The sequence below is a fragment of the Ruegeria sp. CG8 genome, from assembly GCF_056537165.1.
On the sequence record NZ_JBQFRA010000002.1, the window covers coordinates 531130 to 545452 of the forward strand.

The 14323-nt window shown below is 60.0% G+C and carries 15 protein-coding genes; 9 read left to right on the plus strand and 6 right to left on the minus strand.

Annotated elements, in window-relative coordinates; genetic code table 11:
* Positions 1-57: 57 nt before the first annotated feature.
* On the plus strand, positions 58-936 hold the full coding sequence (locus ACR0EF_RS08645; protein ID WP_170372183.1) for an alpha/beta fold hydrolase: 879 nt from the start codon (positions 58-60) through the stop codon (positions 934-936).
* Between the two features lie 45 nt (positions 937-981).
* Here ACR0EF_RS08645 and ACR0EF_RS08650 read toward each other — a convergent pair whose 3' ends face one another.
* Positions 982-1590 (minus strand): carboxymuconolactone decarboxylase family protein, encoded by a 609-nt coding sequence (locus ACR0EF_RS08650; RefSeq protein ID WP_170358483.1) that lies wholly within the window; start codon positions 1588-1590, stop codon positions 982-984.
* A gap of 156 nt (positions 1591-1746) precedes the next feature.
* Here ACR0EF_RS08650 and parE point away from each other — a divergent pair, with 156 nt between their 5' ends.
* From parE to ACR0EF_RS08665, 3 genes are all read left to right on the plus strand, one after another.
* A complete protein-coding gene (gene parE / locus ACR0EF_RS08655; RefSeq protein ID WP_170372181.1) occupies positions 1747-3705 on the plus strand; it encodes a DNA topoisomerase IV subunit B in 1959 nt (652 codons plus the stop codon).
* A 115-nt stretch (positions 3706-3820) separates the two neighbouring features.
* Positions 3821-4381, plus strand: coding sequence for a DUF2971 domain-containing protein (locus ACR0EF_RS08660; RefSeq protein ID WP_170372179.1), 561 nt, complete (start codon positions 3821-3823; stop codon positions 4379-4381).
* 340 nt (positions 4382-4721) lie between these two features.
* The gene (locus ACR0EF_RS08665; protein ID WP_170338238.1) at positions 4722-5003 is read left to right on the plus strand and encodes a DUF1496 domain-containing protein; all 282 of its coding nucleotides are present in this window, start codon (positions 4722-4724) and stop codon (positions 5001-5003) included.
* A gap of 14 nt (positions 5004-5017) precedes the next feature.
* Here ACR0EF_RS08665 and ACR0EF_RS08670 read toward each other — a convergent pair whose 3' ends face one another.
* Positions 5018-5788 (minus strand): alpha/beta hydrolase, encoded by a 771-nt coding sequence (locus ACR0EF_RS08670; RefSeq protein WP_170372177.1) that lies wholly within the window; start codon positions 5786-5788, stop codon positions 5018-5020.
* 106 nt (positions 5789-5894) lie between these two features.
* Here ACR0EF_RS08670 and ACR0EF_RS08675 point away from each other — a divergent pair, with 106 nt between their 5' ends.
* Positions 5895-6764 carry a hypothetical protein gene (locus ACR0EF_RS08675; protein WP_254438857.1) on the plus strand — a complete coding sequence of 290 codons (870 nt, stop codon included), beginning with the start codon at positions 5895-5897 and terminating at the stop codon, positions 6762-6764.
* Here ACR0EF_RS08675 and ACR0EF_RS08680 read toward each other — a convergent pair.
* Positions 6712-7311, minus strand: a complete 600-nt coding sequence (locus tag ACR0EF_RS08680) for a glycosyltransferase (RefSeq protein ID WP_170372176.1) — start codon at positions 7309-7311, stop codon at positions 6712-6714. The genes ACR0EF_RS08675 and ACR0EF_RS08680 overlap by 53 nt on opposite strands.
* A 72-nt stretch (positions 7312-7383) precedes the next feature.
* Between ACR0EF_RS08680 and ygfZ the strand changes: the two genes are divergently transcribed.
* A complete protein-coding gene (gene ygfZ / locus ACR0EF_RS08685) occupies positions 7384-8121 on the plus strand; it encodes a CAF17-like 4Fe-4S cluster assembly/insertion protein YgfZ (protein ID WP_170372174.1) in 738 nt (245 codons plus the stop codon).
* 106 nt (positions 8122-8227) lie between these two features.
* Positions 8228-9193: an ABC transporter transmembrane domain-containing protein gene (locus ACR0EF_RS08690; protein ID WP_170372172.1), complete on the plus strand. Its 966-nt coding sequence runs from the start codon at positions 8228-8230 to the stop codon at positions 9191-9193.
* Positions 9194-9233: 40 nt separating this feature from the next.
* Here the strand turns inward: ACR0EF_RS08690 and efp are convergent, their stop codons facing one another.
* On the minus strand, positions 9234-9797 hold the full coding sequence (gene efp, locus ACR0EF_RS08695) for an elongation factor P (protein ID WP_093962584.1): 564 nt from the start codon (positions 9795-9797) through the stop codon (positions 9234-9236).
* A gap of 219 nt (positions 9798-10016) precedes the next feature.
* On the opposite strand from efp, the gene ACR0EF_RS08700 reads away from it, so the two are divergent.
* Both ACR0EF_RS08700 and ACR0EF_RS08705 read left to right on the plus strand, forming a co-directional pair.
* Positions 10017-10337, plus strand: a complete 321-nt coding sequence (locus tag ACR0EF_RS08700) for a DUF6280 family protein (RefSeq protein ID WP_093962585.1) — start codon at positions 10017-10019, stop codon at positions 10335-10337.
* A gap of 158 nt (positions 10338-10495) precedes the next feature.
* Positions 10496-11953, plus strand: a complete 1458-nt coding sequence (locus ACR0EF_RS08705; protein WP_170372170.1) for a cobyric acid synthase — start codon at positions 10496-10498, stop codon at positions 11951-11953.
* 3 nt (positions 11954-11956) lie between these two features.
* Here ACR0EF_RS08705 and ACR0EF_RS08710 read toward each other — a convergent pair whose 3' ends face one another.
* Both ACR0EF_RS08710 and ACR0EF_RS08715 read right to left on the minus strand, forming a co-directional pair.
* Positions 11957-12775 carry a hypothetical protein gene (locus ACR0EF_RS08710; protein ID WP_170338226.1) on the minus strand — a complete coding sequence of 273 codons (819 nt, stop codon included), beginning with the start codon at positions 12773-12775 and terminating at the stop codon, positions 11957-11959.
* 74 nt (positions 12776-12849) lie between these two features.
* A complete protein-coding gene (locus tag ACR0EF_RS08715) occupies positions 12850-14268 on the minus strand; it encodes a TolC family outer membrane protein (RefSeq protein ID WP_170338225.1) in 1419 nt (472 codons plus the stop codon).
* Between the last annotated feature and the right edge of the window lie 55 nt (positions 14269-14323).

Genomic DNA, 14323 nt, shown 5'->3' on the forward strand with positions numbered 1-14323 from the left:
ACTTCGGCGACGGCTCCGAAAACTCTGCAGGTGTGAACTCAGTCAGGGGCATCCCGCATGGACAGCGAATTCTTCGACCTCAACGGCCACCCGTTCTTCGTCCGCCGCTGGGGCGATCCCAACCTGCCTACGCTTTTGATGTTGCACGGTTTCCCGGAGTATGGCGGCGCGTGGTCCGACCTGGCCCCGCACCTGTCGGACCGCTTTCACTGCATCGCGCCGGACCAGCGTGGCTATGGTCAAAGCTGGGCCCCCGAGGGTATTTCGAACTATGCGCTGTCAAAGCTGGTGTCGGACATGGCCGTGCTGATCGAGCAGGTTGGCGACCCCGTCACTGTGCTGGGACATGATTGGGGCGCCTCGGTGGCTTACGGAATTGCCATGTTCCACCCCAAGTTGGTCAGCCGCCTGATCATCGCCAACGGTGTTCACCCTGTCCCGTTCCAGCGCGAACTTGCGGCAGGAGGCAAACAGTCTGAGGCTTCGCAATACATCAACCGCCTGCGCGCGCCTGATGCAGCCGAATTTCTTTCGGCCGACAACTTCGCCAAGCTCGAACAATTCTTCCGGCACGGCATGGGGCTGGACTGGATGAGCGACGCGCGCATGGGTGACTATCGCACCGAATGGGCCCGCCCGGGACGGCTCGACGCCATGCTGAACTGGTACCGAGCCTCACCCCTTGTGGTGGCTGAGCCGGGCGCGCCGTGCACGGACCTTCCGGAACTGCCCGTTGACAGATTGAGAGTCCGCTGCCCGCATTTGCTTCTGTGGGGGCCGCGGGACAAAGCCTTGCTTCCCGAATGCACCGATGGGCTGGAGGAGTTCGCACCCAACCTGACCCGCATGCAGATCGACGGTACAGACCATTGGCTGCATCACCAGAAACCTCAGGCGGTGGCCGACGCTATTCTCGATTGGGTTCAGGACAACTAAGCCAACTCTTCGCCCTGCACTAAAGGACGCAAGAGGCAGCGCCTTTCACCGATGGCCCCAGTCATCCGGATTGTCCGAATTGTTCGGAGACAACCCCAAAATGTCGCCCTTGGTCGAACAGCCAAGCCCCAGAACGGTCCGGTTGGCATAGGAGAAATAGGCGCAGACCTGATTGATCTCCAGGATCTCACCATCGTCCCAACCAACAGATCGCAACGCGTCGATATCCGCCGCCGCTAGGCCAGCCGGGTTCTCGGTCAGTTTTCGGGCATATTCCATCGCCGCCATCTGTGCGGGGTCCAACGGCGCCGTCTCGGGTGTTTCCGCCTCGACCGCCGCGCGGATGGCCAAGCCGCGCTGCTCGTCGCCCAAGAGTCGCTGCAACCCGCTGAAATGATGCTCGACACAATAGCCGCAGCGATTCAGCGAGCTGACCCAGACCCCGAGCACTTCCAGAAACCACTTGGGAACCGAGTTTCCCGAATGGTGCAGCACGTTCTTGTAGAGCGCCATGTGACCTTCCATCGAATGTGGACGCAGGGAATGCACCATCATGATGTTGTCCACATTGTTCCCAGGCCCCGTGACCCGGTCATACAGCGTCTTCAACCGACCGCGGGCCTCGTCGAATGGTATCGTCTTAATCCAGCTCATCACCTGCTCCTCCACGATTTCCGCAACTCAGCGGGAAAACTACCCGTTTTGCAACCCGCCACCGCCCGCAAGTTTGATACAACACCTCGCGTCCCTCTTCCCCCGACCCACATCACCTGCCATAATGGGCCAAACCCAAAAACAAGAGCAGCACCCATGCCCGACGACCTGTTGACGCCCGAATCCGCCACCACCTACGACGCCTCCTCGATCGAGGTCCTCGAAGGTCTGGAGCCCGTGCGCAAACGCCCCGGCATGTATATCGGCGGCACCGACGAACGGGCACTGCACCACATGGTGGCCGAAATCCTCGACAATTCGATGGACGAGGCCGTTGCCGGCCATGCCAACCGTATCGAGGTGGAACTGCACGACGATTACGCCCTGACTGTGCGCGACAACGGCCGCGGTATTCCGATCGACCCGCACCCGAAATTCCCCGATAAATCCGCGCTCGAGGTGATCCTGTGCACCCTGCACGCGGGCGGCAAGTTCTCGGGCAAGGCCTACCAGACCTCGGGCGGTCTGCACGGCGTGGGCGCCTCGGTTGTCAACGCCCTGTCGGATTCGATGGTCGTACAGGTGGCCCGCAATAAGGAGCTGTACGAACAGCGCTTTTCGCGCGGCATCCCACTGGGTCCGGTCGAAAAGGTGGGCTCGGCTCCCAATCGGCGCGGCACCACCGTCACCTTCCACGCCGACCCCGAAATCTTCGGCCACCACAGGTTCAAACCCGCCCGCCTGTTCAAATCGATCCGCTCCAAGGCCTACCTGTTCTCGGGCGTTGAAATCCGCTGGAAAACCGCAATCGACGACGGCGAGACGCCCACCGAGGCTACCTTCCACTTCCCCGGCGGCCTGTCGGACTACCTCAAGGAGACGATGAACGGCTCCTCGACCTATTCCGAACAGCCCTTCGCTGGAACCGTCGATTTCAACGAGAAATTCGGCACCCCCGGCAAGGTGGAATGGGCGATCAACTGGACGCCGTCGCGCGATGGCTTCATCCAGTCCTACTGCAACACCGTTCCGACGCCCGAGGGCGGCACCCACGTGGCGGGCTTCTGGGCCGCGATCCTCAAGGGCATCAAGGCCTACGGTGAACTGATCAACAACAAGAAGGCCGCCCAGATCACCCGCGATGACCTGATCACCGGGGGCTGCGCGCTGGTCTCGTGCTTCATCCGTGAACCCGAATTCGTCGGCCAGACCAAGGACCGTCTTGCCACGGTCGAGGCGCAGCGGCTGGTCGAAAACTCGGTCCGCGACCATTTCGACAACTGGCTGGCCGCCGACACCAAATCCGCCGGCGCCATTCTGGACTTCCTCATCCTGCGGGCTGAGGAGCGCCTGCGCCGACGGGCCGAGAAGGAAACACAACGCAAGTCCGCCACTAAGAAACTCCGTCTTCCCGGCAAGTTGGTGGACTGTAGTAGTTCAACACGTGACGGCACCGAATTATTCATCGTCGAGGGCGACTCGGCTGGCGGCTCGGCCAAGATGGCCCGCGACCGCAAGACACAGGCCCTGCTGCCCCTGCGCGGCAAGATCCTGAACGTACTGGGCGCGGCCAGCTCGAAACTGGGTACCAACGCCGAGATCAACGACCTGACGCAGGCCCTTGGCGTCGGGCTGGGCACCAAGTTCAACCTCGACGACTTGCGCTATGACAAGGTCATCATCATGACCGACGCCGACGTGGACGGCGCGCATATCGCCTCACTGCTGATGACCTTCTTCTTCACCCAGATGCGCCCGATGATCGACGCGGGCCACCTGTACCTGGCCTGCCCGCCACTCTACCGCCTGACCCAAGGCGCCAAGCGCGTCTACTGCCTGGACGAAGCCGAGCGCGACGAATGGTTGGAAAAAGGTCTGGGCGGCAAAGGCAAGATCGACGTCAGCCGCTTCAAGGGTCTGGGCGAGATGGACGCCAAGGACCTGAAAGAAACCACGATGGACCCCAAGTCGCGCAAATTGATCCGCGTCACCATCGACGAGGACGAACCCGGCGAGACCGGAGACCTTGTCGAGCGCCTGATGGGCAAGAAGCCCGAACTGCGGTTCCAATACATTCAGGAGAACGCGCGGTTCGTGGAGGAGTTGGATGTTTGAGTGAAACAAAACGTCTCTACTACTACACGGGACCAGACTTTGCTCTAGAAATCGTTGCAAGACGTCAATTGAAGTTATCTTTCCCCAACGAAGTGAATGATATATATTCGAGATGATGCCGTTTGATTTCGGTGATAATCGAGACATACGAAAAGCATGGCGTGATACAATCGATCAGTTTTCGCAGGACTATGGTTTTATCTCATTTAGCAGTGAATGGAATCACCCAACGATGTGGGGTCATTACGCTAGCAATCACGTAGGTGTTTGCCTCGGATTTGATGTTTTGGGCGGTGTTGTTCCTATTAATTATGTCGATAGGTTTAGAAATTTCGACCGATGGGCTCTTGGAAACGATGCCGAGCTGAAGACTTTGCTGGATTTTTCTCAAAAAACAAAAAGCAAACATTGGGAATATGAAAATGAGTGGAGAGGCTACGTCGAGTTGACCGGCCATCAGAAGGAATTGAAGGCTCGCGGAGCAAATTTGTTCTTCGAGTCATTTAACGAAGGGCTAAGACTGAAAGAAATCATTATCGGTGCGAGGTCGCATTTAACCTCCTCTCAATTCCAGAAGGCACTGAGTGGTTATGATGGCGTCAAAATATGCACCGCTAGAGCATCATTTCGCGACTTTAAAGTCGTGAAACAAAAATCCCAAATACTGCTGAAATAGCAATCGCAACAAGAGTAGGATGGGTGAATGCGCCCATCATTTGGTCCTCTTTGCAACACTACGATGGGTATACACACCCATCCTACTTTGCCACAACCCTCGCGCCCGCACGTGGGGGCGGGTCAGGCGCGTACTTAAGGCTCTGCATCAAGTAATCCGGGGACGGCAAGGCACATCTCCCTCCCGTACGCCGGGCTTCAGCCCGGCACATCGCACCCCCCTTGCCTAACCCTTTGATCCCGATCACACTAACCCTCAACCCGTCATCCAAGAACGAGCTTTGAGGTTCCGAGCGTCCAAGACCCAATTTGAAAAACGGATATCCGAACGGGAGGACGACATGAAAACTTTGACCCTCGGGCTGGCCCTGACCCTGATGGCCTCGGCAGCCCCCGCGCAGCAGATGCTCAGCACCGCATCCCCCATCCCCGACGGCGCCGAGACCCGGTTCTGCTATTACGAAGGTATGGCCTATTCCGAGGACGCCTTTGTGCTGATGGTCGGTGACAACACCGTCACCAGCACGGTGAGCACGGTGCAGGAACGCCTGTTGCGTTGTTACCGTGAAAGCGACGGCGTGCTGCGTTGGCGGCCGCAGAGCACGTTTCAGGTCAGCAAATAAGCCCTGAACGGCCCCTAGCCCAGCGTCTGGTCCAGCCAGTCCGCAATCTGTGCGGCTGGCTTTTCCCAACCGGGCTCCATGAACAGAAAATGCGCGTGACCTTCTGCGGACAGAAAGGTCGCGAGGTCGCCATAGAGTTTCGCCAACGCACGGCAGGTGTTGGGGTTCACCGCCCTGTCCTCCGAGCCTGAAACGATCAGAACCGGGCAGTCGACCTTGTCGATATCAACCTTCATCGCGTGGTGATCGTCGAACATCCAGAAAAACATTTCGAACATCACCCGCCCGCTTTCCGGGCCAAGTCGATCGAACACGGCATGTTGCTGGGCCTCAGGCATTTTGTTCAGCGCGAAGGGGACCATCAGGTCGAAATCGACGCGCATGGGCTGCTTCCAGAACGCCCCGCCCTCCATCAAGGCGCGCGGCACGGCGCGTTCGTCATCGGTTTCCGGCAGGGTGCCCCAGGCCGCGTTCGGGTTGATCAACACGATGGCGCTGGCCAGCCCGCGAGACGCAACCTGCTGGGCAACAACGCCCGCAATGGCATGCCCGAGGATCACGGGTTTGCTGTCCAACCCCTGGACGAGTTCTGCAATGTCGTTGGCATAATCCAGCACGCTGGTGTCGGTCAGACCCGCATCGGGCTCGGCTGCAGGATCGCCGCCATGGAACCTCAGCGCCGGAGTGTGCACCGTCCATCCACGGGCGCGGAAGAACCCCGCATAGTCCGCCATGCACCACGGCCCGGCGAACGCCCCGTGGATCAGCACAATCTCTTTGGTCATCACGTTCTCCCTCCGGTCCCTGACCCGAGTATGGGCATCCTGACACGCGTTACAACTGCACGTGATCGCTGTTGCGTGGGAAGACTGACCACTTTAACTCGGGTGCATGAGCTTCATCACCGACTACCAGCTGCCCCTGCTGTTGCTGTTCTTTCTGGCCGGATCGATTGGCACCGCGTTCCTGTTTCGCAAACCAGCGGGTCACCGGGCATGGAAGCTGGCCGACCTCGTGTGGGTCGTGTTGGGTGGGCTGGGCGCGCTGGTGGCGGTCATGGCGGGGCTCTACAAATCCGACAGTTCAAGGCTGGACAGGCAGATCGACGTTGCCTATGCGGCGACACTGGCCTTCGACCGCGACGCCGCGCGGTTCCGACTGCGGTTCTGCGATCCGGCCTATGACCCGGACACGGCGGTTTTGTGCGACAAGGTCGAGTTCCTGTCGGCCTCGACCGCCAGCAACGCCGACCTGCCGCTGTTCATCGCCGTCACCAACGAAGTTGCGCCGCTGCAGGGCCTGAACTTCATCTTCGGCGCACGGTCCCGAGGCCAGATGGATGACATTCAGGACATGGCCGCCAAGGCCGATGCCTTCGACATCGAGCAATTCCTGGTATTCACCACGCTGGACGAAGAAACGCAGACCGCGATCGACAACATGCGGCGGAAAGTGCCGGCAATCGCCGGAGACTATATGATCCTCGCGCAAAGCTATGATGACCTGATCGCTCAGGTCGCCAAACTGAAAGGAGAGTGGGAGTACCTCCAGGAAAACGCCCACATTCTCGTGCTACAGATCATCGCGCTGTGTCTTGTCAGCTTTGCGGCACCATTCCGGTTGGGCAAATCTGTTGTCGAGTTGCGGTCCAACCTCATCACCGAGCCGCCGGCGCGGCAGCCACCCCCTGAAGCATCTACGACCGGGGTTACTGAGGCGGCGCCTCAGGACGCGTCCGACCACGGCGCCCGGCACCTGTAATGGCACGCGCCCGCAAAAGAGTCGCGCGCGGCAGAGAGCGCATGAACGCCCCCTCCTTCCCCGGTTGATCCGGATATTCACCGGCGGCCTTGTACAATTGCGCCGGCAGCAGCAGACCCTGATCACCAAACGCCAGTCCAAAGACCCGGCTGCGCAGATTGGCCCAGCCTGCCGTCAAACTCGGCATCAGGCCTGAGGACCGGAACCCAAGGCGGAACACACCCGGACGCCGCGTTACAAGGTGCTCGGCCACCGCATCGGTCCATCCGGGCTCAAGCTCGGTCCCTGGAAGGATGATCAGCAACCAGTCGCCCACCGCGGCGTCGCATCCCACGCGCAGCTGCGCGGTACGAGACCCGGCCCCGGCAACGATCCGGGCACCTGCTTCATCGGCAATACGCAACGTATGATCGGTCGACCCTCCATCGGCGATGACAAGTTCGCGGATCAGACCGGCGTGCAGACCTTCCATCAGGGTCATCAGCGAGCGCGCGAGTTCGGTTTGGGAATCGAATGTCGGAATCACGATGCTGATCGGGGCGGACACGTTCGAAACCTCTGGTCTTGGCAACGGGTTCGCTTATATCACCGCTCTCAGGGCAATGACGAGGACCCAAAGATGAGCACCCGCCGCATTTTGCGCCTGACCGGCACGGATACCGACAGCTTCTTGCAAGGTCTGGTCACCAATGACACCCGCAAGCTGGACGATGGTCTTGTCTACGCGGCCATCCTGACCCCGCAGGGCAAGTACCTGGCCGATTTCTTTCTGAAACGCGATGGCGACTCGGTGCTGCTGGACGTGGCTGAGGGGATGGCGGATGCACTGATCAAGCGGCTGAACATGTACAAGCTGCGGGCGGACGTGCGTATCGAGGAAACCAACTTGCACTTGCAACGCGGAACCGGGCCCGCGCCCGAAGGCGCCCTGCCCGATCCTCGTCACCCCGATATGGGCTGGCGCGCATATTCTGACGCTCCCGAAGCCGAAGATGGAACGGATTGGGACGCAATTCGGGTGCGTTATTGCATCCCGGAAACCGGGATCGAGCTGACACCGGACACGTATATCCTCGAGGCCGGATTCGAGCCGCTCAACGGCGTCGATTTCAAAAAGGGTTGCTATGTCGGGCAAGAGGTAACCGCCCGCATGAAGCACAAGACCCAGTTGCGCAAGGGGCTGCGGGTTGTCGCCATCGACGGTGCGGCTCCGGTCGGCTCCGAAATCCTCTCGGCGGGAAAGCCAGCTGGTACGCTGTTCACCCAATCAAACGGACAGGCCATCGCCTATCTGCGCCTTGATCGGGCGGGCGACGACATGCTGGCCGGAGACGCCCGCCTGCGTCTGCTGGATTGAGCCTGTTGCCCAACCGGCACGACCACTAACCGGGCTGCTTTGTAAACGTTTTATCCGGCCCGGCCACACGGTAAGACTTGAGGCACTTGGCTGATCGGGTGCCTGCATGCTCCAACTGTATTCAGCCATCTGGCGCGCCAGCGCCGGACGGCAAGTCATACTGATCCTGTTGTCCTTGTCGGTCGCGGCTCTTGCCGCGGCCCCGTTGGAGTTTCAACGGGACATCATCAACCATCTGACCTCGGACAATATCGAGGCGCCCCATCTCCTGCTGCTGGGTGCCGGCATGATGGGGGTGATCCTGCTGAGCCTCGCCCTGAAGTGGGTGCTGGGATATCGCGCGGGGACATTGGGCGAAGACATGATCCGTCGGATCCGTCAGCTTTTGCTGGCCCGCACCGTGGACGTGGACGAGTCCGGCCAGAATGTCCGCAAGGGAACCATGACGACGGCCATCTCTGCCGAAGCCGAAGAACTGGGCAAATTCGCCGGAGGCGCGTTCTCGGACCCGGTCGTACAGATCGGAACCTTGGTCAGCGTGATTGGCTACATCTCGTCGACGCAACCCTGGCTGGGACTGATCGCCCTTTCGATGATCGCGCCGCAGATCCTCATCGTTCTCGTCTCGCAGAGAAAGGTGAACGTGTTCGTGGCGGACCGCGTCCGCATATTGCGTAGCGCGACCGACCATCTGACGATCGAAAACATCGAGGCCGTGACTCAAGAGGTGCACGACCAGTTCGACGCGATCTACGACACCCGGCGGCGGATGTTCCTGTGGAAATTGTCGGCCAAGTTTCTGCTGAGCGTGATCAACGGTGCAGGCACCGTCGGTGTTCTGATGCTGGGCGGATGGCTGGTTCTGCAAGGAGAAACCGACGTGGGAACCGTGGTCGCCGCGACCAGCGGTCTGGCCCGGATCCAAGGGCCGACCGGGTTTCTCATCGCTTTTTACCGACAGGTCAGCGCCAATCGCATCAAGTTCGAGCTGTTGCTGGAACTGTTCGGCCCGGACCGCGCCCGCTACCGCCGGGGCGGGGCCGCCTCGCAAGAAAAAAACCGCGCCGAATAGCGGCGCGGTTTCTTGGTCTTTCTCCGAGTATGACGCGACGTTACGCGCGCTCGGAATATTCCATGGTCTCGGTGTTCACGACGATCATCTCGTCCTGCGCGATGAACGGCGGCACCATGACTTTGACCCCGTTGTCCAGAACCGCCGGCTTGAACGAGTTCGCCGCAGTCTGACCTTTAACGACCGGTTCAGTCTCGACGACCTTGCAGACGACTTTCTGAGGCAGCGTCGCGTTCAGCGCCTCGCTTTCATAGAATTCGACCACGATGGTCATCCCGTCCTGAAGGAACGGACGACGGTCACCCAGCAAATCTGCAGGCAATTCAATCTGTTCATAGGTCTCGGCATCCATGAATACCAGCATCCCGTCGCTTTCATACAGGAACTGCTGGTCTTTCTGCTCCAACCGAACACGCTCGACCTTGTCCGCTGAACGGAACCGCTCGTTCAGTTTCGAACCGTTGCGCAGGTTCCGCAATTCCACCTGTGCAAAGGCACCGCCTTTGCCCGGTTTGACGTGATCGACCTTGACCGCCGCCCACAGACCGCCGTTATGCTCAAGCACATTGCCCGGGCGAATTTCGTTCCCATTGATCTTGGGCATGACATATTTCCTTCACACATGGTTGATGCGTCAGTTGTCGTCCCTATATCTGGCGGGACCGATCCATGCAATACAACGAAACCTAGTGCTGCACCTGCAGAGAGCCATGCAAATGACGCAACGCAACTATGCAAATTAGGTGTATCCGAATCGCACTAAATAGGTCATAAGGACCGCCACGCCGAAAATTACAAGAGCAAGAACAACAAGGAAAACGAGATGAGAGATTTCGTTGACGGCACCGCCTTTAACAATGAGCAAGGCAACCGTGCCCGCAAACTTTTCGCGGCCGTTGTGCTGGCTGCACTCGATGATGCCATCGCCGATGACAAGAAATACGGCAATGGCCCGGAACAAATCGCCCGCTGGGCACGCTCGCGCGATGGGCGCGAAGTGCTGTCCTGCGCTGGCATCGACCCGAACGAACGGGTTGTCCACGGACTGATGGAGTTCGTTGGCCGTGGCGTGCGTACCTCCGTCGCCCTGTCGCGCGAAGAAAGCGAACGCCGCAACGCTGCACAGCAGGCCGAAGCCGCCTAAGGCTTTGCCCGACCCAAAAACGCGCGCCGGTACTTTCGGCGCGCTTTTTTTTGCCCTGTACGCAGCGGAATAGTCGCATTCGTCGTGCAAATGGCCCGATCCACGCTTTCGTCGGCTGAATAAATGCGGTCATCTGCCAACATCCGCAGGAGGCTCAGATGGTTCGCGCGATCATGATTCAGGGGACCGGCAGCAACGTCGGCAAGTCGATGCTTGTGGCCGGGCTGGCCCGGGCCTTTGCGCGGCGAGGGTTGAAGGTTGCCCCCTTCAAACCGCAGAACATGTCCAACAACGCCGCAGTGGCGGCAAATGGAGGCGAGATTGGCCGCGCCCAGGCGCTGCAGGCCCGGGCGGCGGGGCGCCCGCCGCATACGGACATGAATCCAATCCTTCTGAAGCCGGAAACCGATACCGGTGCGCAAGTGATCGTTCAGGGCAAGCGGGCGGGAACGATGCGGGCCAAGGACTATCGCAAGGACAAATCCAAGCTTCTGAACGCCGCGCTCGAGAGCTTTGCCAGACTTTGCCAAGATGCCGACCTTGTGCTGGTCGAGGGCGCCGGCAGTCCGGCCGAAACCAATCTGCGGGCAGGCGACATCGCCAACATGGGCTTTGCCTGCGCCGCAGATGTGCCCGTCATACTGGTGGGAGACATTCACCGGGGCGGCGTCGTAGCGCAGATCGTCGGTACCCACACAGTGCTGGACAGTGCCGATCTTGCAATGATCCGCGGCTTTGCAGTCAATCGCTTCAAGGGAGACGTCAGCCTGTTTGATGACGGGCGCGACGACATTGCGGCACGCACCGGATGGCCTTGCCTGGGCGTCGTTCCCTGGTTTGACGATGCTTGGAAACTACCGGCCGAGGACATGATGGATATCCGCTCGCACGCCGGCGGCACCTGCAAGGTTGCGGTGCCGCAACTGGAGCGCATGGCGAATTTCGATGATTTGGACCCGCTATCCGCCGAGCCGGGTGTTTCGGTCGAGATCATTCCGGCTGGCCGCCCCCTTCCCGGTGACGCGGATCTGGTGATTCTGCCGGGCAGCAAATCAACGATCGGAGATTTGGTCTTTTTCCGCAAACAGGGTTGGGACATCGACCTGTATGCACACGTTCGGCGGGGCGGCCATGTTCTTGGCCTTTGCGGCGGGTATCAGATGCTGGGCCGGGTGATCGCCGACCCCGATGGAGTGGACGGCAGACCCGGCAGCGTCGATGGGCTGGGTTTGCTGGACGTGGAAACGGTTATGTCCGGGGAAAAACGGGTCGAACTGCGATCAGCGCAGGCCTTGCCCGGCGGCGAGCCTGTCACCGGCTACGAAATCCACATGGGGCGCACCCAAGGTCCGGATACTGCCCGCGCGTGGTTGCAGGTGGAAGGGCGCCCGGAAGGCGCCGCATCGAGAGACGGGCGCGTTCTGGGAAGCTATTTGCACGGCATTTTCGCGTCAGACGCCTTCCGCGCGTCGTTTCTACAGCGGTTTGGAGCCAGGTCGGAACTGGCATACGAAGTCAGTGTTGAGCAAACGTTGGAGTCTTTGGCCGATCACCTTGAACAGCATATGGACCTTGATGCCCTGCTGTCACTGACAGCCGAGCCTCGGTTCGGCTGAGCGTCAATCCAAAGTCTGAGCGGCCAAAGCGCGGTTGATCTCGCGCCGCACCAGCTTGCGAATGTTGCGGGTGATACGTTCACCCAGCGCGCCCTGCAGTTCCTGACGGACGATGTCTGCGATCAACTCGCGCAATTCGTCTTCATCCATCGTGCCGGTCGCCATCGCCGGCGTTTCCTGATCCAGCTTTACTTCGGCCTCTGAGGCATCCCGATTGTCGCGGATAAACGTGGCAGGCGTTGTTTCCTCGTCGCTGTCAGCGTCCATCTCAGCTTCGGACGCAGCCGCATCCTTCGACGTCGAAAACCCGGTGTCCGAGGCCCAACTGACCGTGTCGGTGCGCGTGCCGGAATAAGCGTCGTCGCTTTCACCGTCAGGCTCCCACTGATCTTCGGTCCGCGCAATCGCAGCCTCAAGAGCTGCGATCTTGGCGCTCAGGCTGCCGGCCAGATCCCTGCGGCCTTCGCGATCATCCGAAGACTCGCCGCCAATGTCGTTGATTGCCGGGGTTCCGGGACGAACGATATCGCAAGACCGCAACCGCATAGGTTGTGACAGGTCGTTGGCCGGGCGCACCGCCTCGACATTCGCAGCATGCTGCGAGGCCGCCTCAGCCGAGATCTTTTGGGCCAGTTTCAAAGGTGCTTTTGGATCCTCGGCCGATGTGCCAACCCGCAGGGCATCCGTCAAAACCAGGCGTCCCGGCTTGCGGGCCGCAGTCGCTTTGATCAGGTTCGGGACCTTGCGCCCTTCTTCGCTGACCAAACGCTTGATCGACGACAATACGTCTTCGACACCTGCTTTGACACTGCTATCCGTCATTGTTCTCTACCGCTCTGACCTTTTGGACTAGTGTATCCAATCCGGTCGAACCTAACAACAGATAGTGTGGCTGATCACTCGCGCCGCAAAGCTTTGAGAACTCGATCCAGGTCGCGGCTTTGCTTGCTGATCTGTGCTGGCGCTTTTTTGACCAGGTTATAGTAGAGCGTCGGGTCATAAATTTGGACCGCCAGTCCAAGGCGCTCGGCGGTCAACAGACCTTGTGCCTGCAACAACTGATAGGCAGCCAGCGACCGTTCCGTCCGCGAGGCAACTTCGGCCAATTGTGCGTCAAGCAAATCCTGCTGAGCGGTCAGAACGTCCAGCGTGGTCCGAGCCCCCAACGTGGCCTCTTCGCGAATCCCGTCAAAGGCGACCTGCGATGCGCGTACCCGTTCGACGGATGCCCGCAGGCTGGCAGTGGCCGTTTCAAAGCGCACATAGGCGTCCGTCACACCCTGAGTGATGTCTTTCTGCACATTCAGAAGGTTGGCGCGCGATGCATCCCGCTGAGCCATTGCGCGGCGCACGTTGGCCGCCAATCGACCACCGGCATAGATGGGCTGATTGAAATTCAACGAGATGGACGCATCGTTGGTATAGTCGTCGTTGTCATAGCTTTCCGTGATCCCCGCGTCCGCGTTCAAGCTGACATTCGGACCGAGACCCGCGCGCTGCTGCTGCACTGTCAGATCCAAGGCACGCACCTGATGCTGCGCCGAAAGGATTGCCGGGTGGTTTCTTTGTGCCAAGCTGATGGCCTCGGCCAATGAACCGGGCAGCTTCGGCAGACGCGGCTGGCCCGCTGTACGGCCAGGCTGTTTGCCGACGGCGTTCACGTATTCCGCTTGGGCGGTGCTCAGGTCGCCTCGCGCATCGGCCAGATCAGCCTGCGAGCTTGCCAACTGCGCTTCGGACAGCGCGACGTCGGTTCGGGTGACCTCACCGACTTCAAAACGGTCTTGCGTGGCCCGCAGTTCCTCGCCCGAGAGATTGACGTTGTTCTGGCGAATCTGAACCGTTTCTTCCTGCAGCAGAACACTCAGATAAGCCGTCGTTGCGCGGAACAGAACCTGTTGCTCAATATCGATCAATGCCTGGCGGGTTGCCAGAACTGTTTCCTGAGCCGACTGTTTCCCGAGAATCGATGCACCGCCGTCATAGACCAGCTGGCTCAGCGTTAACCCCGAGAAGAAGCGCGATGGTTCGACCGTCGACACCACAGTTCCGGCGCGGGTCTTGGCGTAATCCTGGCTGACACGGACGGTCCAGTTGATGATCGGGCGCAGGGCCGACAACGCGATTGCAACGTCTTCGTCGGCAGCGCGCAGCAAGGCGCGGTTCTGTTCCAACAGCCCGCTTGTGTTGTATGCACCGATGAACGCGTCGGTCAGATTGTCCGCCAAAACCGAGCGCCCCGGCATCACGCTCAGCGCGATTCCCGCCGTCAGAGCGACTGCCTTGACCAGCTTCCCTCCAGCCGTTCCAAGCATACCCAAATCCTCTCAAATCAAAATAACGCAAGCCCGCAGGCAGTTTGCGCCTTTG